Source organism: Gayadomonas joobiniege G7, assembly GCF_000300815.1.
GTDB lineage: Bacteria > Pseudomonadota > Gammaproteobacteria > Enterobacterales > Alteromonadaceae > Catenovulum > Catenovulum joobiniege.
Genome location: NZ_AMRX01000001.1, coordinates 570,266 through 595,836 on the forward strand (window position 1 = coordinate 570,266; position 25,571 = coordinate 595,836).

Consider the following 25,571-nt stretch of genomic DNA (forward strand, 5'->3'; position numbering starts at 1 on the left):
AGTGTAGACTAGCGCGGCAAAATAACAGGAGTCAGTCGTGATTAATTACCATACCGCAAAATTTGTAACAAGCGCCCCCAATATACAAGAATTACCCGAAGATACTGGCTTTGAGGTCGCATTCGCTGGTCGTTCCAACGCCGGTAAATCCAGTGCGTTAAATACGTTAACAGGGCAAAAAAATTTGGCCAGAACCAGTAAAACCCCCGGTCGCACGCAACTGATTAATGTATTTTCGTTAGATGATGAAAGACGTTTGATCGATTTACCTGGGTATGGTTTTGCTAAAGTGCCACTGGCCGTTAAAGAAAAATGGCAAAAATCTCTTGGTGAGTATCTCCAAAAACGTGAATGTTTAGCCGGTTTAGTGGTATTAATGGATATTCGACACCCAATGAAAGATCTTGACCAAGATCTTATTTACTGGGCAGTCGACAGTCAGCTTCCTGTGTTAGTGTTGTTAACTAAAGCTGATAAGTTAAAGCAGGGCGCACGTAGCAAGGTGTTAAAAGAGATCAGAGAAGCAAGTTTAGCGTTTTGTGGCGATGTGACAATTGAACTTTTTTCATCGCTGAAAGGGCTTGGCATCAAGCAGCTAGAAAACAAACTTAACCAGTGGTACCAAGCCGATGATGAGGGCAAAGAGCCCTCTGTTTAAAATATCTCCTGCAAATTATCTTCGTCGCTGGTACTCAGTGAGCGACCATTTTGTTGGCTAAAGCGATCCCCCGATTCCTGATAAGTCGTTGGTGAAGTGCCTTTGACAAAGTATTCAAAGAGTGAAGTATGATCATTTCGCCGGCTTAATTGGCCGGTTTCACTATCTATACGCACTGTCACCACACCATCTGGCATATGTAAATTTTGCTGGGGTTTATCCGCTAAATAGTCATCTAAAAAATCTATCCAAGCTGGTAGCGCGGTTTGAGCACCAAACTCACGCCCATAAACTTGATCACTTGGTAGGTTAGGGTTTGCTGAAGTCGCACCTAAAGCCCGACTGTGGTCATCAAAACCGACCCAGCTGGTGACAACCACATCAGGGCCATAACCACTAAACCAAGTATCTTTTGCTTCGTTGGTGGTACCAGTTTTACCTCCAATGTCTTGTCGTTTTAGGGCTTGAGCTCGCCAGCCAGTGCCATTCCAGCCGGTACCTTTACCCCAGTTGCCGCCGCCCCAAATCGTGCTTTGCATTGCGTCTGCTACTAAAAATGCATTTTGCGCTGAGATTGCACGTGGAGCCTGTTGGGCATTTACTTGTTCAAGTGCAGCGCAGTCGTCGCAGGCAACTTTAACGGTTGCTTTGTAAACCTGCTCACCATCTGGTGTCAGGATCCTATCAACGACATAAGGTTCAACTAAATAACCACCATTTGTAAAAACAGTATAGGCGGTCGCCATTTCTATGGGCGTTAATGATGCCGAGCCTAACGCGAGTGATTCATTGCGCGGCAGATCGTGCGGATTAATGCCAAATTTAGCCAAATGCTCAATAATATTATTTAAACCCACAGCTCTTAATAAACGAACCGAAACCACGTTTTTAGATTTTGCTAAAGCTTTGCGCACTCGAATAGGGCCATCGTAAATCGCCGGTGAATTTCGTGGACGCCAGACGGTCCCTTGGCTGCGATCCCATTGGTTAATTGGCGCATCATTAACAATACTTGCCAGCGTAAAACCATGTTCTAGCGCGGCTGAATAGATCAATGGTTTGATGTTAGAACCAACCTGGCGTTTAGCTTGAGTGACTCGATTAAATTCACTTTGATGAAAATCATATCCACCGGTGAGTGCGATGATACTTCCATCATTTGGGTTAAGTGCTACCAGCGCTGCTGAGGCATCAGGCAATTGGGTTAATTGCCAGTACCCATCATTTTTACGAATACTTACAAGTGCACCTGGTTGCAATATATCTGCAACTGTTTTTGGTGCAGGCCCTTGAGCTTCATCATGAATATATTTTCGGGCCCACTTCATGCCATCCCAATCAATACTCACGGTCGCACCATCACGTGTGATTGCCGTGAATTGGTTTTTTTCTGTATCTGTGGTTAACACGACTGCTCTTTGGACTAAACCATAGTCTTCGTAAGCAGACAACATATCGAGTATTTTTTCTGTTTGCCATGGCGTTTCATTGGCTTGCCAAAGCTGCTTAACTGGGCCGCGATAACCATGACGCTCGTCATAGTTGTGCAAGTTGTTGCGCAATGCTTGAGTGGCTGCATTTTGAGCCTTAGCATTAATAGTGGTATATACCTGAAAACCTTTAGTATAAGCCAACTCTTCCCCATATAACTCAACGAGCTTTTGACGAGCCATTTCAGCAACATAAGGGCTGTCTAGTTCAATTTGTGCGCCATGGTATTTGGCCGATAAAGGGGTTTTTATCGCAACTTGATATTCTTTATCATTGATAACCCCAGTGTCTTTTAAGCGCCATAAAACAGTGTTGCGACGAAATAAAGCGCGTTCTGGGTTGCGCAGCGGATTATAGGCAGTAGGGGCTTTTAGCAGACCAGTTAACATAGCCATTTGTTCAATACTGAGTTCTGCTAATGGTTTGCCATAATAAACCTGAGCTGCCGCACCGAATCCAAATGCCCGATAGCCTAATTCCACTTTATTAATGTAGAGCGTTAATATTTCTTCTTTGCTGAGGACCTGTTCCATATGCAAAGCAATAAAAATTTCTTTGATTTTACGAATATAAGTTTTGTCACGAGTTAAAAAGAAACCTCGGGCCACTTGCATAGTAATGGTACTGGCGCCTTGTTTTTTTTCTCCACTGAGTAAAACGGTGAAAGCCGCGCGAAAGATACCAATAACATCAACCCCATTATGAGAAAAAAAACGAGCATCTTCGGTGGCTAATAAAGTATCTATTAAAGACTTTGGAATATCTTGATAACTTAACGGTATGCGGCGTTTTTCTCCAAACTGAGAAATCAATTTTCCATCAGCGGAATAAACTTGCATAGGCGTCTGAAACTCAACGTCTTTTAAAGTTTCAACTGGCGGTAATTCGTCTTTTACGTTTAAATAAACCACATAAATGGTGGCGCAAGCGCCAATAGCGCCTAATATAATTAATATAAATAATGTAACTAAAATTTTCTTCACAAAGGTCACCAAGTAATAAAACTTCTGGCAGTTAGCTTAGATAGTAGATATTATCAGTAAATAGAGACAATATAATGATAAATGAGTTAGAAACTCGAACATTAATATTGCAATGTGGAGTAAATAATAACAAGTATGTGGTCATGTTATGCTTAAGGAACTCTTTGAAAACACAAACGCATTGCTAATTGGTATTGATATCGGCTCCTATGCAGTGAAAGCAGTTTTACTGGAAAAAGTTGAAGAAGATATTCGTGTACTTCATTGTGCAACGGAGAGTATGCCAAAAAGTGCAATGAATGAGCGAGATTTGCAGGATATCGAAGCGGTCGGTAAAGTACTTTCCCGCTTACGAAAAAAATTTCCGAAACAGCACAAAAAAGTCGCTATTGCAGTGTCTGGTTCAACCGTGATCACAAAAACAGTTTATATGGATGTTAATTTTAATGACGAAGAGTTAGCGACACAAATTGAAATCGAAGCCGATAGCTTAATCCCATACCCAATCGAAGAAGTCAGCATTGATTTTGAACGTCTTGAAACGAATGCCTCAGATCCAAGCAAAGTCAATGTATTGTTGAGCGCAGCTCGAACAGAGAGTGTTGAAGCGCGTGTTTCTGCGTGCGATCTGGCGGGCCTTCAGGCTAAAGTGGTCGACGTAGAAACTTATGCATTAGCTCGCGCGTTACAGCTTTGCCACTACCAATTACCCGACGATTATCAAGATAAAGTAGTGGGGGTGATAGACTTGGGTGCACAAATTACTTTAATGTGCGCCATTAAAAACGGGCAGGTATTATTTACCCGAGATCAAACCTTTGGCGGCGACATATACACCAAAAATATTATTAGTTTTTATAATAAAAGTTACGAAGAAGCCGAACTGGCTAAATTAACATCAGATTTACCACCAAATTATGAGTACGAAGTTTTAGCTCCGTTTCAAACGTCAGTGATTCAGCAAGTACGGCGTTCGGTGCAGATTTTTACAACCTCAACCGCTGAAGACCGCATCGACTACTTAATTCTCTCTGGCGGAACCGCCGTGGTAGAAGGGTTAAAAGAAGTGATTGAAGATGAATTAGGCATACATTGTGTTGTTGCTCATCCTTTAGGCAAGTTAGATTTCACCACAGCTGATATGTCAGCGCATGAGCGTAAAAAATACACTGCTGAAAGTGCGTCTTTTATGATTGCTTGTGGTTTGGCTATGAGGAGCTTTAACGCATGCCACATATAAATCTACTCCCTTGGCGACAGCAGCAAAAAGCGCGTAAGCAAAAACAATATATAGCGGTTCTGGGGGGGTGTGCGCTCTTTGCCCTATTTGTCGTTTATGGTATCAATGCATATTATTCTACACTGATTGAAAATCAACAGGCTCGGAACCAGTTCTTGCAATCAGAAATTTCTGTTTTAGACTCAAAAATTAAAGAAATTCAAACCCTAAAAGATATTAGAACCAGTTTAGAACAGCGAATGCAGTTGATTGTTGATCTGCAGCGTAACCGCAATCTAGGGGCTCAAATCATGGATGAACTCGTAAAGGTTGTTCCTCCAGGTATTTACCTCATTAAATTAGAAAAAACAGATGATAAGGTGGTGCTGCAAGGCAAAACTGAATCAAACAACCGTGTTTCTACCATGATGCGGCAAATTGAAAGCTCATATTTATTACATGACCCAGTGTTAAATGCCATTATCGCGGCCAACAATACAGACCAAGCTCGAGTGTTAAGTGATTTTAGTATGGTTGCAGAAATCTACACTGAGAAAAAAGATCGTGAGCGTAAGGAGTCGAAATAATGGATTGGAAAAATATCGATCTGCAAAGCCTCAACGAAATTGAACTTGATGTTAACAACATGGGCAGTTGGCCTAAACCCGTTAAGGTTTTTATTGCGATATTAGTGGCTCTTTTAGTGGGCTATTTAAGCTTTAATCTGTTTGTATCGGACAAAATTAAACATTATAAAAATGTGCAAAATTTAGAAGAAAGTTTAAAAATTCAATTTGCAGCCAAATATCAACTGGCCAAAAACGCAGACGCTTACAAATTGCAAATGGCTGAAATGGAGAAAGATTTTTCAGAACTACTTAAAAAACTACCCACTCAAACAGAAACACCGGGACTACTTGACGATATTACCTATGTGGGTACAACGAGCGGGTTAACCTTTAAAAAAATAAATTGGGAACGGGAAGTTAAACGAGAAATTTATACTGAGTTGCCGTTACGTCTGCAAGTGGTAGGGGGGTATCATGAGTTTGGTGAATTTTTAGGCCGAGTTGCCGCACTGCCGAGAATTGTGACCCTGCATAATTTTACAATTGTTGGTAAACAAGGTGATCAGTTAGAGCTTAACCTGTTAGCAAAAACTTATCGCTATAATATTGATCAGGGAGAGCAGAATGATAAGTAGATACTGCTATTGCTTGATGTTTATTATTGCCTTATCTGGTTGTAATAAAGATACCAGTGATTTACAGATTTTTGTTGAGCAAACCCGTGAGCAAACAACTTCTGATATAGACCCTATTCCTAAAGTTGAAGAATTTGAGCATTTTGAATACAAAGCCAGTGGTTTACGAAGTCCTTTCATAGAGCCAAAACCTGAGTTATTGCAAAGTGATGAACAAACTAAATTAGATTGTTTACAGCCAAACTATTCGCGTCGTAGAGATCCGCTAGAAAAATACGCATTGGACAATATCAGAATCCGCGGCACCATGGGGCGAATAAACGACTTAACAGCGCTTGCTTCAACAGCTGATGGTACCTTGTATCAAGTTAAGCAGGGAAATTACATGGGGCTGTTTCATGGCCGCATCGTAGAAATTAATAATCAATTTATTCTATTAGAAGAAATGGTGCCTGATGGAACTGGGTGCTGGGAATTAAGAAAAGCAGAAATACCACTTTGGGATGCAGATACAGGTGCGGGAAATTAATAAAATGACACTCAGAAAAATACTTAGCGTTAAATACTTAAGTTTGTTTACCAGTATGCTCATGCTGAGCTTGCTGGGTCTCAAACCTGCACAAGCACAAAACCGAATGTATGACATCAAGTACAACCCGGTTGTTGCTGGTGAAACCCGATTTGAGTTTGTGTTTGATCAGCCAATTGCTGGCACACCAGACATACAAGTGATTAATAACCCAGCGCGCATTCGGGTCAAATTACCAGAAGCGACTTTTGAACAATTTTTGGCCAATACCAAAGTTGACTCTGCTGGTGTCGAAAATATAACCGTTGAGCAAAAAAGTGAAGACATTCAAATTGAACTATTAATGGATTCTCTTAAGGTTTATAAATCTAAAGTGAATGGCAATACGCTTGAACTGCACGTTTCCGACAACAGTGGATTTAGCAAAGTTCAAGATAAAAAAGAATTTGTAAACCAAATTGAAGCGCTGGATTTTAGAACCAATGAAGACAAGGGGGGTCGAGTTTTAGTCTTTTTAGAAAACAGCATGGCAGCGGTTGACGTGCAAGAAAAACAAAAATCACTCTCGCTGGTTTTTCACAATACAGATATAGTACCTGACTTGCTTTATCAAATGGATGTCACAGACTTTGCAACTATCGTCGACTCCATTGAAACCTTTCGAGAAAAAGGGCAAACAAGAATCGAAATCAAAACCAGTGATTTGTATGCTTACCAATATCAGCAACTAGATAATATTTTTACCATTGATCTCATTAAAGACGAAGAAAAAGGCGCTATGTCGAGCGAAAAAAAATACGAAGGCTCGCCGATTTCACTTAACTTTCAAGACATAGATGTTAGAACAGTTCTGCAAATTATCGCAGACTACAATGGGTTTAACCTAGTTACCAGTGACTCGGTCAGTGGCCAAGTCACCTTGCGTTTAGATGGGGTACCTTGGGATCAGGCGCTTGATATTATTCTAAAAGTAAAAGGCTTAGATAAACGCATGGAAGGCTCTATTTTACTGGTTGCACCCAGTGAAGAAATAGCCGCACGAGAAGCTAAAGAGCTAGAAGCAAAAAATCAGGTTGAAAAGCTAGCCCCCTTATATTCTGAATATTTTCAAGTTAATTACGCAAAAGCCTCTGATATCGCAGAGATGCTACGCAATCAAGAAACCAATATGTTATCAGATCGGGGACGCGTTTCAGTTGATCAAAGAACCAATACTTTGTTAATGCGAGATACCGAAGATAGTTTAAAAAACATTCGTAAACTTGTTGAGATTTTAGATATTCCAGTCAAACAGGTAACCATAGAGTCGCGTATTGTGACCGTTAACGATAACCTAACCGAAGAATTTGGCATTCGTTGGGGCTTTAGTGATCAAGACGGTGCTGATGGTGTTTCAGGTACGCTTAGCGGTGCAGAAACCATTGGTGGCGGCACTATTCCTAGCATGTCAGACCGTTTGAACGTTAATTTACCGGTCAGCTCATCATCGGCCGCCGGTAGCATAGGCTTTAGTATCGCTCGCCTAGCAGACGGAACCATATTAGACCTTGAGTTAAGTGCGTTAGAGTCTGAAAACCAAGGTGAAATTATTGCTAGCCCAAGGATCACAACCGCTAACCAAAAAACCGCTTATATAGAGCAGGGGACTGAAATCCCATTTGTGCAAGCTTCATCCAGTGGAGCCACTGCGGTGACCTTTAAAAAAGCAGTTTTGAGTTTAGAAGTAACACCTCAGATCACCCCGGATAATAAAATTATTTTAGACTTGGTTATCACTCAAGATACGCGTGGTGATACAGTGCAAACAGCCACGGGCTCTGCTGTAGCAATTGATACGCAAGAAATCGGCACTCAAGTGTTGGTCGACAACGGTGAAACCATAGTTTTGGGCGGTATTTATCAACAGCAATTAGTCTCAAGTGAAAAGAAAGTGCCTTTATTAGGGGATATCCCGTATTTGGGACGTTTGTTTAAAACAACGAACGAATTTAACGAGAAAAAAGAATTATTAATTTTTGTAACACCAAAAATCGTTACAGAAAAGCTTTAAACCACTATACTGCAGAGGAAGAAAACTTCCTTTGCAGCCCTCCGATGTCTTAAATGTTTATTAAACCTGCTTTAAAAGCGCTGTAAGGCGTTTATTTTGTTTTGATTACTTGCTTTTAGGCGTCGAATATTGGGATAATCGCGGCTCTTTTTAAAAGAACGAGTGAACTTTCGGAGCAATTTAACTAAATAGATGTGTAAAGATTAAAATGGCTGAGAAAAGAAATATATTCCTGATTGGCCCTATGGGGGCCGGAAAAAGTACGATAGGTCGACAACTTGCACAGGAACTGCACCTTGATTTTTACGATTCTGACTCTGAAATAGAGCGCAGAACAGGTGCCGACATCGCTTGGGTATTTGATGTTGAAGGCGAAGCGGGCTTTCGTGTGCGTGAAGAAAAGGTTATTTTTGACCTTACAGAAAAACAAGGCATTGTGTTGGCAACCGGTGGTGGTTCTATTTTAAGTAAAGATACCCGTAACCGCCTGTCTGCACGAGGTTTTGTTGTTTACCTAGAAACGACTATCGAAAAGCAAGTTGCACGCACGGCGAGAGATAAGCGCAGACCTTTGTTGCAAACAGATAAACCAAAAGAAGTTTTGGTTGAGCTTGCACAAGAGCGTAATCCAATGTACGAAGAGATTGCTGATCTTGTGGTTAAAACAGACGACCAGAGTGCAAAAGTAGTCGCCCGTCAAATCATTGATAAGCTGGGATTTTAATCTTAAATGAAGCGTTCAGATATTAGAGTCGAGCTGGGTGATCGCAGCTATGATATTTTAATTGGTAAAGACTTAATTAATAACCCTGAGGTGTTAAAACAACACCTCACGGGACGAGTGGTAATAGTGAGTAATACCACAGTTGCACCTTTGTATATGCAAACCTTAAAACAAAGCTTGCAGCACTGCCAGATTTTAAGTTACGAATTACCAGATGGCGAAGCCTATAAATCACTCGAATCATTCGATAAGCTGAACAGCTTTTTGTTAGAAAATAATTGTGGCCGTGATATTACATTAGTCGCTTTAGGCGGTGGTGTTATTGGTGACTTGGTTGGATTTGTAGCTGCTTGTTATCAACGAGGGGTTAAATTTGTACAAATACCGACGACATTATTAGCTCAAGTCGATTCATCCGTTGGGGGAAAAACCGCAGTTAACCACCCGCTGGGCAAAAATATGATTGGGGCTTTTAAACAACCCCAAGCAGTGATTATTGATATTAATACCTTAAACACTTTACCACCCCGCGAGTTTGCCGCAGGTATGGCCGAAGTGCTTAAGTATGGCATTGTATTTGACCGCCAGTTTTGGAACGAATTAATTATTAAACAAGCTCAAATCTGTGCACTAGAGAGTGACTTATTAGCGGACGTAATTAAACGTTGTTGCCAAATTAAAGCTGAAATTGTTGCAGCAGATGAAACTGAGCAGGGCAAACGTGCACTATTAAATTTAGGTCACACCTTTGGTCACGCGATAGAAGCAGAAATGGGTTATGGTAACTGGTTGCACGGCGAAGCCGTAGCGACTGGTATGGTTTTAGCTGCAAAAGTAGCCGAACTACGTGGTTATATCAGTGAACAAGATTACCTTGAAGTTAAACAAACTATAGCAAGTTATGATCTGCCGGTGGTAAAGCCTGAATCTATGCAAGTGGATGATTTTATCAAACATATGAAACGCGACAAAAAGGTTCACAATAGTGTAATGCGTTTTATTATTCCAACTAAAATCGGCCACTGCGATATTTTAGATGATGTGACCGAAGCAGAGCTTGCAAACGTCCTTAAATAAGGAGTAGCCAAAATGTCGGAGACATCCGATCGGCTATTGCATAACCTGCTGTATGTCGATGCAATTGTGATCTACAGCTCAGTTAATCAACCTTTGGTTCGGCAGCTAGAACAATTGCAGACCCAATTTAATATCAGCTATCAGGTTGCTCAAAGCGACCTGAATCAGCTTAGAAATACCATCTTGCGGCAATTAGTGGGCTTGCCAAGCGCCACGCCCGACACCCCTCTGGTAGAACAATTAAACCAACACCAAAGCAGTAGCGATCAGCGGCCTTGGTTGTTAATTTTTAAGGGGATGCCACCCAGTGTTTTTATGTTAGAGATCCTTGCTTGTATGCGGGTTTTTAACAGCCGCTTTAAAGTAGTGCTAGAGCTGGCCAATAAAGATGCTTTTAATGCGCTTTCTTTATTAGAAAAAATAGCATGTCCTTGCACGCTTATTGGACCAACAGCCGAAAATTTAACACCAATAGCAGACAAAGATATCCCACCGGCTGGCAACCATAAAAGCCGATGGTTGTTATTGTTTATTTTGGCGATTTCTGTTTTGCTCACGGTAGGGATCCTGTATTGGTTATACCAAAGCAACGACTCGGTAGAAGATAAAAAAAGCTCGCCTGTTAGCGATCAACAAGTTATTAAAAAAACGCAAAGTGAGCCCGAAGCTCCGCAAGATCCTATCACTCAGAGTAGCAGAGAGATGACAGCCGCTGAATATTTTGCTGAAAAAAAACAGCAACCTCAATTGCAAAATGATGAACAAGTTTTTGATACTGTGAAAGAATCTCTTGAGCAAACAGAGCAAACAGAGCAAACAGAGCAAACAGAGCAAACAGAGCAAACAGAGCAAACAGAGCAAACAGAGCAAACAGAGCAAACAGAGCAAAATAAAAGTAATGTAAGTGATGTTGACGTTAAAATTGCGACTCAGCCACAGACAAGTGAAGCAGAAGAAGATAAACTAGAGCCTGCAGACTTGGCAAACAAAACTGATTTTGATAACGACTGGTTTTTAAAGCAGAGCAAAGATCGTTATGTTATTCAGGTCAGTTTGCACAAAAAAACAGATTATTTACAAGCATATATTAATAAACATCAGCTAACAGGCATTGTCAAAATTTATCATGGACAGCAGGGTTATGGCATTACGACCGGTGTTTATTCGAGTTGGCAGCAGGCTCAGAGCGAGTTACAAAAATTGCCGGAACATTTAAAAGCGGCGGGTGCGTTTGCCAAATCCGTTGCCAGCATACAAAATACGATCCGTGAAAAAAGAAAAGATAACTAAAAACAGAGCTTTTTTAAAGTGGGCGGGTGGCAAATTCAAGCTGGTCGACACAATAACCGCCTTGTTACCTAAACGCTGTGATACCCTGGTTGAGCCTTTTGTTGGGGCTGGATCTGTATTTTTAAATACCGACTATAAGTTTTATGTGCTTAACGACATTAATCCTGATTTAATTTCACTTTATCAACATTTAAGGGATCAGCCTGAACACCTTATCAATAGTTGTGCGGAACTATATCAAACTAAATATAATAACGAAGATGCATATTATGGCATTCGAAGTGAGTTTAATCAGGAAAAAGATAGCTTTCGGCGTGCGGTGTTATTTACCTATTTAAATCGCCATGGTTACAATGGCTTATGTCGCTATAACTTATCTGGTCAGTATAATGTGCCATTTGGGCGATATGTTAGACCATATTTTCCTGAGCGAGAAATGTATTTTTTTGCCCGCAAGGCACAGCGCGCAGTGTTTACTCGGTTAGACTTTGAAACCTGTATGAAAAATGCACCTCAGGGTGCGGCAATATATTGTGATCCCCCGTATCTGAGTTTAAGCGATACAGCAAAGTTTACCAGTTATGCCAAAAACAGCTTTAATTTAAAAGATCAGCAAAGGCTGGCAAAAACAGCTCATCAACTGGCGCAAACCGGTAAAAACTCTGTTTTGGTGAGTAACCACGACACCCCAGTAAGCCGCAGTCTTTATCAAGAGGCCAATATTAAGTCGACTAAAGTCGCTCGTTTAATTAGCCGTCAAACCTCTAGTCGCAAAGCGGTGAAAGAAGTATTAGCTTTATATAAAGTGCAACAGCGTGGTGAAGTGATTAGCTAGTTTAGCTGGCGATAAAGCGCGCCAGGCTCACTAATAACACGACAAATAACGCAACCATAATAATCCCCACCAGAATATATCCCAGCGGCGAGTTTTGCTTAAAATCTTGTTGCCGATTGGTTTGGCTTTGCACACCGAATAATGCGCTGCCAACGGCTTTAAAATAGCGCTTTATAGACATGCTTAAAGGATAGACGCAAGAATAAAAAAAGCCCACTAATAGTGGGCTAAATATAGCAATGGAGTTTTTTATTAATTGTTATAATATGTTTGTTTTTTACAGGTCAAAATCAACCGCGTAAGAAACATAAGCTTTCATGTCTGAGCCGTCCATATCGGTGTCAGATAAACCAAAAGTGAAACCATCTTTAGAAACAGAGACACCAAAATCAATAATGTCGTCGTCACCTACAAAGTCACCTGAGTAGTGACCAGCATGTAAAGTGACTTCTGTGCCATTGCTACCCACGGCAAAACCATAATCTGCAGAGATATATAAAGAATCACCAAAGTCAGTGCCGTCACCGTCAGCAGCTGAAGTCGCTAATACGGCCACACCTAAAGTAAAGCCTTCCATGCTTACGCTACCATAGATTTCAGAAAAATCTGAATCAGACTCGCTGGATGCATCAGGATATGCATAATAAACGTAACCTACATCGTAGCTAACGCCTTCGCTGAGATCGCCACCAAAACCAGCGTAAAAGTCCATCTCGTAAGTCATTTCATCTGCCCAAGAAGCATTTGAAACCCAAGTGCCTGCATAAAAACCTGATTCGTCAGCGTAGTCGATACCACCAGAAATGGCAGCGTCACCGCCTGTTTGTTCTTGACCACGCCATAAGTAGTTAGAGGTTGCAGCAACATTTGCTGAAACGTCACCTGCCAAAGCAGAAGTTGAGGTAAAAGACGCGGCTAAAATTGAAGCAACTAATAGTGTTTTTTTCATGCTGGATTCTCCCAAATATGCATAATTTAGTATTGCTAATGTGCTGATAAGGGTATTGCAACCGCTGTGCCTATTTTTAAAATTAACTAAAAATAAATTATAAAGGGCCGGATTTAGGGCGCTCGCGCGACGTTTTTTAAAATTGCGTTAACGAATGTACCTGTAAAAGCTTTTTCGGCTGGTTAAAAACTGTGCACGATATAAGTGCATTAAACAATTATGCACCAAGGTGGTGAATATCGCTTGTCTGCTTTGCGCCTAGCTGCTGGCCGTGTAAAATAAATTTAAACTTATGAACTAATTAGGTGATTTTGGTATGAACCCTTATTTTATAGCGCCGTCTATTTTAGCGGCTGATTTGGCTCGGTTAGGCGAAGAAGTGCAAAAAGTGAGCGATGCTGGTGCGGACATTATTCATTTTGATGTAATGGATAATCACTATGTTCCAAACTTAACTTTTGGCCCAGCCGTTTTAGAGGCGTTAAAAAACTATGGCATTAAAGCCGAGTTTGATGTTCACCTAATGGTTGAGCCAGTAGATGACTTAATTACTCAGTTTGCCGATGCAGGGGCGTCTTATATTAGTTTTCACCCAGAAGCGAGCCGCCACGTAGACCGCTCAATTCAGTTAATTAAATCACGTGACATTAAAGCGGGATTAGTATTAAACCCAGCCACTTCGTTATCTGTATTAGACTATGTATTGCCTCAGTTAGACTTTGTTTTATTTATGTCGGTTAACCCGGGTTTTGGTGGGCAATCATTTATTCCTTATACCTTGGATAAAATAAAGCAGCTAAGAGCGCGCATTAACGAGCTAGGATTAACAACCCGGATTGAAGTTGATGGCGGTGTTAAAGCGAATAATATTGCCGAAGTGGCTGCCGCCGGGGCTGATATGTTTGTAGCCGGAACTGCAATATTTGGCGCCGACGATTATAAAGTTGCGATAGATGAGATGCGCACCGAGCTTGCTAGCGTAAAATAATCAATAACAGATGGGTTGAGGGTTTTTAGCTGAGTCGGATGCAGCAGAGGGCAGTTAATCGCCCTCATGCTACCTCAGCTTGGTTTTACAACATGTCTTTTAAAAAGCGAGCTGTGTGTGAGCTTTTGTGTTTACATAAGTCTTCTGGGGTGCCAGAAAATAAAATCTCACCCCCCCCACTGCCACCTTCAGGGCCTAAATCAACGATCCAGTCTGCTGTTTTAATCACATCTAGGTTATGCTCAATCACAACGACCGTATTGCCATGATCTCGCAAACGATGGATCACAGCCAATAATTGCTCAATGTCGTAAAAATGCAGGCCTGTGGTTGGTTCGTCTAAAATATAAAGGGTTTTACCAGTATCGCGTTTAGACAACTCTCGGGCTAATTTAACACGCTGAGCTTCACCACCCGAAAGGGTTGTGGCAGCCTGGCCTAAACGGATATAGCTTAAACCCACATCAATGAGCGTTTGCAGCTTGCGAGCAATTGCAGGCACGGCATCAAAATATTCGCGAGCATCTTCAACCGTGAGCTGTAAGACCTCATCAATGGTTTTGCCTTTGTATCTAATTTCGAGTGTTTCCCGGTTATAGCGTTTACCTTTACAAACATCGCAAGGGACATATACATCGGGTAAAAAGTGCATTTCTACTTTGATGACACCATCACCTTGGCAAGCTTCACAGCGACCACCTTTCACATTAAAACTAAAGCGGCCGGGTTTATAACCGCGTGATCTTGCTTCTTGTGTGGCGGCAAATAATTCACGCACAGGGGTAAAAATGCCAGTATAGGTGGCTGGGTTAGAGCGAGGTGTGCGGCCAATGGGGCTCTGGTCAATATCTACCACCTTATCTAAGTGCTCTAAGCCATCGATCGACTGATAAGGGGCACTGGTATTATTGGCTTTATTCAGCGCAGACTGCGCAAGCGGGAATAAGGTTTCGTTGATCAGTGTTGATTTACCTGAGCCAGAAACGCCGGTGATGCAAGTCAGCAGACCAATTGGAATATCTAAATCAACCGATTTTAAGTTATTGCCACTGGCGCCTTTTAGTTGCAGCCATTGCTCACCCGCTGGATGGCGTTTTTCGGGCACTGCAATTTGTCGTTTACCTGATAGATATTGCCCAGTGAGTGATTCAGGGTTTTCTGTGATCTGCTCAAGCGCTCCACGCGCAACAATGTGGCCGCCATGTACACCAGCCCCTGGCCCTATATCTAAAATATAATCAGCACTGCGAATGGCATCTTCGTCGTGCTCTACAACGATGACAGTGTTGCCTAAATCGCGCAAATGATTGAGCGTTTTTAATAAACGTTCGTTATCTCTTTGGTGTAAACCAATTGAAGGTTCATCCAATACATACATAACGCCAACTAAACCTGCACCAATTTGGCTGGCTAAACGAATACGTTGGGCTTCACCCCCGGATAAGGTTTCAGCGCTGCGTGACAAGGTTAAATAATTTAAACCAACATTGACCAAAAAGCCCAAGCGGTCGTTAATTTCTTTTAAAATTTTATCGGCAATTTGCGCTCTTTGACCGCTAAACTCTAATTGTTTAAAAAATTCGGCCGCGCCTTCAATCGACATATCAGCCACTTGCGGCAAATTAGTATCGGCAATAAATACATTGCGCGCTTCTTCGCGCAAACGGGCACCATGACAGCTAGGGCAGGGCTGATTATTCAAATATTTAGTCATATCTTCGCGCACCGAGTTAGACTCAGTTTCGCGGTAGCGGCGCTCCATATTTGGGATCACGCCTTCAAACGTATGACTGCGGTTAATCACATCGCCGCGATCATTCATATACGCAAAATTTAACTTAGTGCTACCAGAGCCATATAAAACGACGTTTTGCTGTTCGCTATTTAAGTTTTGCCAAGGCTGCTCTACGTCAAATCCATAATGCTCCGCAATCGTTTTAAGCATTTGAAAATAATAATAACTGCGTTTATCCCAGCCTTTAATTGCACCGCCAGACAGACTCAATTCAGGGTTTTGCACGATAATTTTAGGGTCAAAATATTGTTTAACCCCCAGACCGTCACAAGTTGCGCAAGCGCCCGACGGGCTGTTAAACGAAAATAATCTTGGCTCGACTTCTTGCATGCTGTATCCGCACTGGGTACAACTAAAATTTGCTGAAAAAACAATTTCGTCTGCATTGTCATCATCCATATAGGCGATAACGGCAACTCCGTTACTCAGCTCTAGCGCAGTTTCAAACGATTCAGCCAACCTAGTTTGTAAATCTTTGCGAACTTTAAAACGGTCAACCACGGCCTCTATCGTGTGCTTTTTGTGTAGTTCTAAAGTGGGTGGATCACTTAAATCACAAATTTCGCCATCAACACGAGCACGGATAAAACCTTGAGCCGATAAGTTTTCGAATACCTTAATGTGCTCGCCTTTGCGGTTTTTAATCACAGGGGCTAGCAACATAAGCTTTTCGCCTTCAGGCATTGCTAATACTTGATCAACCATTTGACTAACGGTTTGCGCCGCTAGTGGCTCTTTATGCGTAGGGCATCTTGGCTCACCGGTGCGAGCAAATAACAAACGAAGGTAATCATAAACTTCGGTTATCGTTCCAACGGTAGATCTTGGGTTGTGCGACGTTGATTTTTGCTCGATAGAAATAGCCGGTGACAAACCTTCGATATGATCAACATCTGGTTTTTCCATCAGAGATAAAAATTGGCGAGCATAGGCCGACAATGACTCGACATAGCGACGTTGACCTTCAGCGTATAAAGTATCAAAAGCTAATGAAGATTTACCCGAACCAGACAGTCCAGTAATCACGATGAGCTTGTCGCGTGGTAAAGTTAAATCGATATTTTTTAAATTGTGCGTGCGTGCGCCACGGATTTCTATTTTGTCCATACTTAACCTGACAGAAATTTATTTATTTTGCTATACGGCTTTAGTCGCTCAAAGTATCACAAATTTAGCAGTTAGCGTTAAAAATCTGGTTAATTATACAGTACCTTTATTGCCCTGCATGTTATACTCTGTCGCTTTCAAATTTTGATTTTTTATATATTGATATGTCGAACGCGCTAACCGGTACCGAAAAAAAAATAGCGGCTGTTCTGGCAGGTGTCTTTAGCCTGCGTATGTTGGGCTTATTTATGATAATGCCCGTGATAGCCGTTTATGGACAATCATTGCAAGGGATCTCCCCGTTATGGATTGGTTTGATTATAGGTGCTTATGGGTTAACCCAAGCCCTATTACAAATTCCGATGGGGTTGTTATCCGACAAAATAGGCCGCCGGCCTGTGATTATTTTAGGTCTTACTTTATTCGCCATTGGTAGTTTAATTGCCGCGACCGCAGATCACGTCTATTGGGTGACGCTAGGTCGTTTTTTGCAAGGCATGGGGGCGATTGCTAGCGCCGTATTAGCCTTGGCTGCAGACCTGACCCGCGAAGAGCAAAGGTCAAAAGTGATGGCAATAATTGGCATGAGCATAGGTTTATCCTTTGCCGCTGCCATGGTTTTAGGGCCGCTTTTGGCACAAAAAATTGGTTTAGATGGCTTATTTTTATTAACCGCTGTATTTGCGGTATTAGGCATTATTTTAGTGCTTTTGACCATTCCCAAACAAACCAGTCATAAAACGAACCGTGATGCGGTGGCTGTGCCACAGCAATTAAAACAGCTCGTTAAAAATAAACAACTGCAAAAGCTGAGTTTTGGCGTATTCTTTTTACACTTACAACTGACCTGTTTGTTTGTCGTAGTGCCAGGGATTTTAGTGAAAGCAGGTTTTGAATCGCAAAGTCATTGGATGTTGTACTTTCCTGCCTTGCTAGCGTCTTTTGTCGTTATGACCCCTGTGCTGTTATGGGCAATGAAAAAAAATAAAGAAAAAGCCGTATTTATTGCCGCTATTGCTGCATTGGCCGGCGCTATGCTGTTTATTTGGCTTGGTCAAAACAACAACTATACTATTTTAGCTGCGCTCGTGTTATTTTTTGCTGCGTTTAATTATTTAGAAGCCAATTTACCTGCTTGGGTAAGTCGCATTGCACCGGCCGGTCAAAAAGGATCGGCAATGGGAATGTTTAGCAGCAGCCAGTTTGCTGGTGCGTTTGCCGGTGGCAGCTTAGGTGGTGTGTTATTGCAAACGACTTCAGTTGATGGCGTTTTAATTTTTGCCGCCACTTTGTGTTTACCTTGGATATTGATAAGCTACTCGCTACAGCTACCTAAAAGAACACGCCCTCGGGTGGTTAGTGTCACGATTGACCAAAACAACACGGCTGAGCAGGTAGCAGAGGCATTATTGCAAGTCACCGGAGTAGAAGAAGCGGTAGTGATCGCCGAAGAACAGCAGGCTTATTTAAAAGTTCTGCCCAAACAATTAGATGAACGGGCATTGCAAAACTGCCTGAAAACGAACAGTTAAAATTTAGGAGAAGATTATGGCGTCTCGCGGCATAAATAAAGTGATCTTGGTTGGTAATCTGGGGCAAGACCCAGATGTGCGTTTTATGCCAAATGGCAATGCAGTAGCAAACCTGACTCTGGCGACCTCTGAATCTTGGAAAGATAGAAACAGCGGTCAAATGCAAGAAAAAACAGAATGGCATCGAGTGGTAATTTTTGGCAAACTAGCCGAAATCGCTGGTGAATACCTGCGTAAAGGCTCGCAAGTTTATTTTGAAGGCAAACTGCAAACGCGTAAATGGCAAGATCAAAACGGCCAAGACAGATATACCACAGAAGTTGTTGTCGACATGACGGGTACCATGCAAATGTTAGATCGTCGCTCTGACAACCAAGGCGGTCAACAAGGTGGCTATAACCAAGGTGGTTATAACAACCAACAACCGCAAGGTAACTATCAGCAGCCGAACGCGCCGCAGCAATATAATCAAGCGCCACCGGCACAAGGTGGTCAGGGCCGTCCAGCGCCTGCGCCAGCCCCTAAAGCTGCGCCGCCGAGTGAACCAAATATCGATTTTGACGACGATATTCCGTTTTGACCTAAGACAAAAATAAAAATGTTGAAAAATATTTTAGAAAGCCGCTATTAAGCGGCTTTTTTGTTCGGCTCACATTAAATAATCCTCGAATTGCTGCCATACTGGTGTGGCGTTGGCCTATAAAGGTGAGTGAAAAATGGAAGATAAAGAACTAAATCCAAGTTTTGAAGCTGCGATTGAGGTCGACGTCCGCGCAGAGATACTGCGCCGAATAGAGAATGCTGAAAAAGCACATGACGTTAAAGTGCTGTATGCGGTTGAGTCAGGCAGTCGGGCATGGGGTTTTGCCAGCCCGAACAGTGATTTTGATGTGCGCTTTATCTATGTACATAAAAAAGACTGGTATCTATCGGTCGATTTTGAAGATAAACGCGATGTTATCGAATATCCAATAGTTGACGAAATAGATATCAATGGCTGGGATCTGCGTAAAACGTTAAAACTATTTTGGAAGTCAAACCCTGCATTTATCGAGTGGTTACAGTCCCCAATTATATACCTAGATGACGGCTATTTTGCTCAAAAAGCCAGGGCATTAATGCCGACAATCGCTTCTTCGCACAAAGCGATCTATCACTATTTACACATGGCTAGAGGTAACTTTCGAGAATATCTAAAGAAGGATTTGGTGCCTTTGAAAAAGTATTTTTATGTGCTAAGACCTTTGCTTGCCATCATGTGGTTAGAAAAATATGACAAACCAGCACCTATTGAATTTGAGGAACTGCGCAAGTTAGTTGCCGATAATAAACCCTTAGATGAGGCTATATCTGATTTATTAGCTCGCAAAAAAGTAAGTTTAGAAAAAGAGTACGTGCCGGCGGTGCCTGTAATAAACGAGTTTATCGAATCTGAATTAACTCGTCATGAAAGCTATACGGCAAGTTATAAAGTAAGAAATGCCCAATTTGAATCATTAAATTTACTATTTAAAGCGGTATTGGAAAGGAACGAAAAAATTATCTAGGGATACCGCATAGATAACTGATTTTAAATGGTTATACTTTAATATGGTTCATATTTGATCTACGGTTGCTGATGAATGAAATTGGACTTTATCTGACCGACAGCTATGAGCGAGAAGGGGGATTAACGGGGATGTTCGATCTAACTCATTTTTGGACACAAATGCGTTTGAGTAACCCATCGAGATACCGTGAACCCGATTAGTGCCAAGATATATTGAATAATTATTTCAGAGGGTGATTTAAGGAGTTCGGGACCACAGTTAAACTGCGCCCAATATACTAAATAATCTCTTCTTGATTCATTAGAGTTTAAAAGCACTTCCCATAACGTTATAGGTGATAAATATAGTTCGAAGCCTAGATGTTTTTTTAGCAACGAGAATCCATCAAAGTCCTTTACATTATCAGCAAAGAAATTTAAACCTGATGTATCTAGATAAAAAATACCAGTCATAAACATCCATATTTGAGGAACAGCTAGCGTCGTTCGCTGGAGCAAACCGAAGCGCAGCGTAGGTTTGTCCCTAGCAGCACTTTGTTAGGGCTGTTCTTTGTTAATCGGATAAAATCTAGTAGCAATATTTTGCGCTTCTGATTCTGTCATCGCATCATGCACAAATTTTAGCTTTGAAACTAAACGTATACATTTAAGGCCGGACTCATCATATATTTCTAGTTTGACAAGGTATTCGTCACCAAAATCAATATAAACCGGGCAATTTGCATCTAGCCAAGTTTTTCTTGGTCGTACCCAATCATATTGCTGGTAGCCGTTATATGATTCTTTTATTTGATTCTCAATTTCATATATTTCATGTATCCAACCTCCCCTGAGAGTTGCTTTCGTAACCTCTGGGTCTACTTCAATGGCCTCAGAGAGCCGGAAAAATATTCCAGTGTTGGCTCCATGCATATGTCTTTTGGACTTGCTCCACACTAAATCTTGAGCCAACTCAGATCGCGGATCGGGCAGCATGTGATAAATATCAAAGTTGTCTTTGAAAGCGGAGCCATCAATTACCCAAACAAGATTTTTATAAAACTTTTCTCTAGATATTCTTTCCGCATCAGTCATTGATGAATGCTGAACTTCAATAACGATCCCTGTTGGAGTCTTTATATCTGCCCTGTGAATTTCTCCATCTTCAGCAACATGAGATATCTCCCTGCATTCCAATGGAAATCTATTCTTCCACTCTCGATGCCAAAGAGTCTCATTCTCCCACCAGGGATCACAATCCCTTTTTCTGAGGTGTGCCCAGTGATGCACAACTCTCGGGCCGCACTTGGCTATAGTTTCTGCGCCACAAATAGGACAAAACCCTCTTCCTTTTGGAAATGCCTCTAACTTTTTTTCATTGACCAATGCCAATTGCATAGACTAATCCTCGAATTCTTGTGTGCCCCAGCAATTTTATAGTGCGCGCTTCTTTCTGCCGATGTCACGTACATGTACTTAATAAGTTTACTTTTAACAAATAACGTAATGCATTGCCAACTATAAATTTTTTATTGGTGCTAAAGATTTTCAAGAAAATGCGCTCGACGCTCATTTTCTTGAAAATATGCGCGAACTACACAGTTCGGAAATCAATTAACTCTTATTTTAAGCCAACTTCAATGTGTGGTTATCTCTAAAAACAGATCTTTAGAATATCTGCCTTAACTCATAATGGGGCAGATCCCTATCTGTTCTTAGGTGGAAGTATCACATTATAAATTAGAACTTTATAGATTTTGGTTGGCTATTTTGTTCATAAAGCCGGAAACTAGAGCAAACGACTTTTTATTTTGGCTAGCCTGCCTATACATGCATGCAGCTCGCCCAAATCCCAATGCAGGTTCTTTCTCCTCATGAGAAAAGAATGCGCTCGAACTAAACTCAAATAGAACACCTGCTACATTACGACCTGTGTTTTTGAATGATACTTCTTGCTGCTCTTTAGCGAAGTCTGTAATTGCTTTTTGTATTTCCATATCATACAAGCGCACATCGCTAGTTGCTGTCACGGTCCCCTCAGGCAAAAGTACATCTGTCACATCCAACGCTATCATGCCATACTTATTTTTACGATTTGCGCCAATGCGTGTATCAATCTGACTTGATGCTTCTTTAATGCGAGAGGCCAATTTTTTCATAGATTTTATACGTTTGCACTCTACGTATAGTTTGTCTTTTCCAATAGTAACAACTACATCGCAATTATCAGTTAAGTCAACATCATAGCCACCCTTAATAAACCTAGATGCAATATTCAGCTCAAACGCAAAGTCTCGTGCAGGATCATCATTTTGCCCCTTTTTGTTCTTTTTGATTGCTTCAGCACGTATGCTCTTACCAGACATAACATGCTTAATACGATCTTTTAACCCCTCATGCTGACCATCTTTAAAAGTATTCCATAGACGGATTATCTGGCACGCCTCGGTCGCTGCTTGCATGAAATTATAAAAATCATCAATCAGGTCGCGATCAGTAGGAGCTTTAGCTCCGGGGTTAACAAACGTTTTTAGCAACCGCTCGTAGTCGCCCATCCTACTACTCTTGTAAGGGAAGCCCATCTCTTGGGATAACCATTTGCATGCGTCAGAGAACTCTTGTTTACGGTCAGTAAACTCTCCCTGATACATTGCCGTTTTACTTAATTCTAAAATCGACATATTAGAAAGCCTTCAAACTACTGCAATTTATAACGCTAAGCACAGTACGGGGGCAATTGATGCGCACTGTAATAAATAATGTACTTAGGCGGATAGGTGTCCTGCAATGACCCCGACTCCTGTAGCCCATATACTTTCAAAAACCGAGCTTAAAAAATACGAGTGCGAGCTTTTAATGTTTTATCCATAGACACCTCCTTAATGCTGTCTTGATCCGATGGAACCAATCTAATACTTACGTAACGCAACACAAACAACAAAAGGGCTACAGAGCCAACAATCATCATGAGGCTTGTCAGGCCCCCACCTATTACCCCTATCGGCCTAAGTACATTAGTTTTACTTACATAATGTATGATATGGACGGTTACTGAGCAACCCCAAAACAATCTTACATTACTCAATCAAGGGCATATTGATTTATTATAAAAATTTAGTCAAACGTACATTATCAGGGCTGTGATAGGTATTAACTCTAAATTGGAATGGGGCATAACCGAGCTAGTCACAGTTGCTAGCTCGGCGTTGGATAAAAACAATTTTCAAGCTTTCTTGATCAATTTTCATATAGCTTTTCCTTGTTTACCAAATGTGTATTTCGGCCAACCTCTGTATGCAGTTTGTTTTGCCGCTAATCTAAGTGGTCTGCCGACCACTATCTAGCTTTACCTCATTGATCTTAAACATTTATCCAACAAAAAACGAAAAGCCTGCAAAAGCAGGCTTTTTAATCGGCTCAAAAGTTAACTGACGCTTGTCGAGTTAGAAGTTAAATTGAGCGGCAATACGCATGTTGGTACCTTCGCCAATAGTCACATTATTGGTGCCGCCACCGCCAAGGTATTTTTTATCAAACAGGTTTTCAATATTTAACCTTAGGTTGATATCTGTATTGTTGTAAGCAAACTTGTAAGTAGCACCTACATCCACTCGGGTATATGCATCTTTTATTATGGTGTTTTGGCTGTCGGCAAAACGTTCGCCTTCATAAAAAGCGCCCGCATTAAAAGCAATTGCCTCATTTAATTCGTAGCGGGTCCATAACGAAGCCGACCATTTAGGTGCATCGGTTGGACGTTTGCCTTCCAGTGTATTGTCACGTTCATAGTTAGCATCTAAATACATAGTCGATAGCATAACGAATAAACGGTCGGTTGCAGCGCCTTGGGCAGCCATCTCAAAACCTTTATGACGCTGTTCACCGACTTGCATTGTAATTGAGGTAAATTCACCTTGTGGTACTTCGAGCTGTTCGGTGACTAAAGTGCCTGTTTTGCTAATATCAAACAATGCACCACTTAACATTAACCTATCATCAAATAATTGCCATTTAACCCCAATCTCTTGTTGCTCAGAGGTGACCGCATCTAGCTTCATGCCATGATTCAAATCAGTTTCATTGTCTAACACTTCGCTGCTTTGCGGTTCAAAACCTTCAGAATAGCTGGCATAAAATGTTGCTGATGCATTCGGGTGATATAAAACGCCAAACTTTGGTAAGCTAGATTCGTTATCGGCACCTTCTCGATTTTGCTTGTCAAAGCGACCACCCAAAGACACCTGCCACTCAGGAGAAAGTGTGATTAAGTCTTGCACGTAAAATCCGTAATAATCATATTCGGTTTTAGCAAGACTATCATCGCTTTTGTAACTAATGTTTGGACGGGCCGGCTCAGGCTGGCCGGCTGAATAATAAACATACTCGTCGGCTGCGGTGCGTAGTTGGCCATAATAATAATCTAATGAGTTTGCACCCACTAAAAACTGGTGCTGTACGCCAAAAGTTTCAAATTCGCCAATAAAGTCGATAAAGGCAGTTTTAAATTGCCAATCATCAAAACGGTCATAAGGACGTGATTCGTAACTATCACCTTCGCTAAATGGGGTTGGTTTACGCGGTGCAGATTCAAAACGCTGACGCTCAAATGTTTGCTCGTTATAACCTAATTTTACTTGCCAGTTATCAGTTAAAAATATTTTTAAATCAATACCTAAGTTTTCAACTGTAATGTCGGTAAATGCCCAAGACATATCACGAATGGTTTTATCACCGCCTAAAATGTTGGCATTTTCATCAATCCAAGCACCTGTATCTAAACCGGCTTCATCATCGGTACGGTCGTAATGAAAGCGAACTAAAGCATTGTCAGAAAGATCAAAGTCTACAATTAAGGCGCCTAAAAAGCGGTCACGTTCGCGGTTTTCACCATTTTGATACTCACGCCAATAATCAACGTCTTGTTTTACTAAAATACTACGTGCTCTAACGCTTTCATCGTCAGTTAATGCGCCGCTGGCATCTAACATAAATCTGGTTGAACCGTGCTGGTCAACGTCTGCGCCTATGTTTAAAAGGGGTTTAGCTGTGGGTTTTTTGGTGACCATGTTGACCAAACCACCAGGTCCAGACTGACCATACAAAATACTCGATGGGCCTTTGATCACTTCTACTTGCTGCAAAATTTCAATTGGCTGCTGGTAATGCGACCAATGCTGATGGCCGTCTCGTAAATAACCAGTTGATGAACTTAATTCAAAACCACGTAAATTAAAAACTTCTCGGTTACGCTGCTGAGAGCCTGCGGTTAAGCTGGCATCATTGGTCAGTACTTCACCTAAAGTGGTTGCAAGCTGTTCGTTAACAATGGTTTCTGGAATAACAGAAACAGACTGAGAGGTTTCTAATAATGAAGCTGATGTGCGCATAGCGCCAGATGCATTGTCAACTTTATAGTCATTAAAATAACTGCCTTGTACTTCAATTGTTTCCATTGGTTTATTTGTACTCGCAGCATTGGCTGCAGTCGCTGTTGTAAAGAGGGCTAAATAGAGCGCATTAAGTTTCATTATAGGTTCCGCTGAGTCTTGTTAATTTTTATTCGGTGCGGATCTTAATGAAAACAACTTTCATTTGCAATTTGTTTTACATAA

At 41.4% G+C, this 25,571-nt stretch carries 21 protein-coding genes; 14 read left to right on the top strand and 7 right to left on the bottom strand.

All coding sequences use genetic code 11. The features are described 5' to 3' along the window. Positions 1 to 40 precede the first annotated feature (40 nt). Positions 41 to 658: a ribosome biogenesis GTP-binding protein YihA/YsxC gene (gene yihA, locus C727_RS0102800; RefSeq protein WP_026052521.1), complete on the top strand. Its 618-nt coding sequence runs from the start codon at positions 41 to 43 to the stop codon at positions 656 to 658. Here yihA and C727_RS0102805 read toward each other — a convergent pair. Beyond that, positions 655 to 3,141 carry a penicillin-binding protein 1A gene (locus C727_RS0102805; protein ID WP_026052522.1) on the bottom strand — a complete coding sequence of 829 codons (2,487 nt, stop codon included), beginning with the start codon at positions 3,139 to 3,141 and terminating at the stop codon, positions 655 to 657. The genes yihA and C727_RS0102805 overlap by 4 nt on opposite strands. A gap of 139 nt (positions 3,142 to 3,280) precedes the next feature. Between C727_RS0102805 and C727_RS0102810 the strand changes: the two genes are divergently transcribed. The 9 genes from C727_RS0102810 to C727_RS0102850 all read left to right on the top strand — a co-directional run bounded on the left by C727_RS0102810 (position 3,281) and on the right by C727_RS0102850 (position 12,060). Next, positions 3,281 to 4,372: a pilus assembly protein PilM gene (locus C727_RS0102810; protein ID WP_017444111.1), complete on the top strand. Its 1,092-nt coding sequence runs from the start codon at positions 3,281 to 3,283 to the stop codon at positions 4,370 to 4,372. Continuing rightward, entirely contained in the window at positions 4,360 to 4,938 is a 579-nt protein-coding gene (locus tag C727_RS0102815; protein ID WP_017444112.1) for a PilN domain-containing protein, read from the top strand. Before C727_RS0102810 ends, C727_RS0102815 begins: the two co-directional genes overlap by 13 nt. Beyond that, complete coding sequence (locus tag C727_RS0102820; protein WP_017444113.1) at positions 4,938 to 5,555, top strand: type IV pilus inner membrane component PilO; 618 nt, start codon at positions 4,938 to 4,940, stop codon at positions 5,553 to 5,555. The genes C727_RS0102815 and C727_RS0102820 overlap by 1 nt, the downstream gene beginning before the upstream one ends. After that, positions 5,545 to 6,084 (top strand): pilus assembly protein PilP, encoded by a 540-nt coding sequence (locus C727_RS0102825; protein WP_026052523.1) that lies wholly within the window; start codon positions 5,545 to 5,547, stop codon positions 6,082 to 6,084. Before C727_RS0102820 ends, C727_RS0102825 begins: the two co-directional genes overlap by 11 nt. Positions 6,085 to 6,088: 4 nt before the next feature. Next, positions 6,089 to 8,134 carry a type IV pilus secretin PilQ gene (locus tag C727_RS0102830; RefSeq protein ID WP_155949153.1) on the top strand — a complete coding sequence of 682 codons (2,046 nt, stop codon included), beginning with the start codon at positions 6,089 to 6,091 and terminating at the stop codon, positions 8,132 to 8,134. Positions 8,135 to 8,342: 208 nt separating this feature from the next. Further along, positions 8,343 to 8,858, top strand: a complete 516-nt coding sequence (aroK, locus tag C727_RS0102835; RefSeq protein WP_017444116.1) for a shikimate kinase AroK — start codon at positions 8,343 to 8,345, stop codon at positions 8,856 to 8,858. A 6-nt stretch (positions 8,859 to 8,864) separates the two neighbouring features. Further along, positions 8,865 to 9,935 carry a 3-dehydroquinate synthase gene (gene aroB, locus C727_RS0102840; protein ID WP_017444117.1) on the top strand — a complete coding sequence of 357 codons (1,071 nt, stop codon included), beginning with the start codon at positions 8,865 to 8,867 and terminating at the stop codon, positions 9,933 to 9,935. 12 nt (positions 9,936 to 9,947) lie between these two features. After that, the gene (locus tag C727_RS18945) at positions 9,948 to 11,225 is read left to right on the top strand and encodes a hypothetical protein (RefSeq protein WP_017444118.1); all 1,278 of its coding nucleotides are present in this window, start codon (positions 9,948 to 9,950) and stop codon (positions 11,223 to 11,225) included. Continuing rightward, complete coding sequence (locus C727_RS0102850; protein ID WP_017444119.1) at positions 11,203 to 12,060, top strand: Dam family site-specific DNA-(adenine-N6)-methyltransferase; 858 nt, start codon at positions 11,203 to 11,205, stop codon at positions 12,058 to 12,060. Before C727_RS18945 ends, C727_RS0102850 begins: the two co-directional genes overlap by 23 nt. 1 nt (position 12,061) lies before the next feature. Here C727_RS0102850 and C727_RS0102855 read toward each other — a convergent pair whose 3' ends face one another. Both C727_RS0102855 and C727_RS0102860 read right to left on the bottom strand, forming a co-directional pair. Then, a complete protein-coding gene (locus tag C727_RS0102855; protein ID WP_237742279.1) occupies positions 12,062 to 12,277 on the bottom strand; it encodes a DUF2970 domain-containing protein in 216 nt (71 codons plus the stop codon). 60 nt (positions 12,278 to 12,337) lie between these two features. Beyond that, on the bottom strand, positions 12,338 to 13,009 hold the full coding sequence (locus C727_RS0102860) for a TorF family putative porin (protein WP_017444121.1): 672 nt from the start codon (positions 13,007 to 13,009) through the stop codon (positions 12,338 to 12,340). Between the two features lie 316 nt (positions 13,010 to 13,325). On the opposite strand from C727_RS0102860, the gene rpe reads away from it, so the two are divergent. Next, on the top strand, positions 13,326 to 13,997 hold the full coding sequence (gene rpe, locus C727_RS0102865) for a ribulose-phosphate 3-epimerase (protein WP_017444122.1): 672 nt from the start codon (positions 13,326 to 13,328) through the stop codon (positions 13,995 to 13,997). Positions 13,998 to 14,082: 85 nt separating this feature from the next. Here rpe and uvrA read toward each other — a convergent pair whose 3' ends face one another. Continuing rightward, on the bottom strand, positions 14,083 to 16,899 hold the full coding sequence (gene uvrA, locus C727_RS0102870; RefSeq protein WP_017444123.1) for an excinuclease ABC subunit UvrA: 2,817 nt from the start codon (positions 16,897 to 16,899) through the stop codon (positions 14,083 to 14,085). A 164-nt stretch (positions 16,900 to 17,063) separates the two neighbouring features. On the opposite strand from uvrA, the gene C727_RS0102875 reads away from it, so the two are divergent. From C727_RS0102875 to C727_RS0102885, 3 genes are all read left to right on the top strand, one after another. Next, entirely contained in the window at positions 17,064 to 18,431 is a 1,368-nt protein-coding gene (locus tag C727_RS0102875) for an MFS transporter (protein WP_017444124.1), read from the top strand. Positions 18,432 to 18,447: 16 nt separating this feature from the next. Beyond that, positions 18,448 to 19,011: a single-stranded DNA-binding protein gene (locus C727_RS0102880; RefSeq protein WP_017444125.1), complete on the top strand. Its 564-nt coding sequence runs from the start codon at positions 18,448 to 18,450 to the stop codon at positions 19,009 to 19,011. A gap of 136 nt (positions 19,012 to 19,147) precedes the next feature. Beyond that, a complete protein-coding gene (locus C727_RS0102885) occupies positions 19,148 to 19,978 on the top strand; it encodes a nucleotidyltransferase domain-containing protein (protein WP_017444126.1) in 831 nt (276 codons plus the stop codon). A gap of 539 nt (positions 19,979 to 20,517) precedes the next feature. Here C727_RS0102885 and C727_RS0102895 read toward each other — a convergent pair. The 3 genes from C727_RS0102895 to C727_RS0102905 form a co-directional block, all read right to left on the bottom strand. Further along, the gene (locus C727_RS0102895) at positions 20,518 to 21,357 is read right to left on the bottom strand and encodes a competence protein CoiA (RefSeq protein ID WP_017444128.1); all 840 of its coding nucleotides are present in this window, start codon (positions 21,355 to 21,357) and stop codon (positions 20,518 to 20,520) included. Between the two features lie 350 nt (positions 21,358 to 21,707). After that, the gene (locus tag C727_RS0102900; RefSeq protein WP_017444129.1) at positions 21,708 to 22,640 is read right to left on the bottom strand and encodes a hypothetical protein; all 933 of its coding nucleotides are present in this window, start codon (positions 22,638 to 22,640) and stop codon (positions 21,708 to 21,710) included. Between the two features lie 762 nt (positions 22,641 to 23,402). Further along, the gene (locus C727_RS0102905) at positions 23,403 to 25,487 is read right to left on the bottom strand and encodes a TonB-dependent siderophore receptor (RefSeq protein WP_017444130.1); all 2,085 of its coding nucleotides are present in this window, start codon (positions 25,485 to 25,487) and stop codon (positions 23,403 to 23,405) included. Between the last annotated feature and the right edge of the window lie 84 nt (positions 25,488 to 25,571).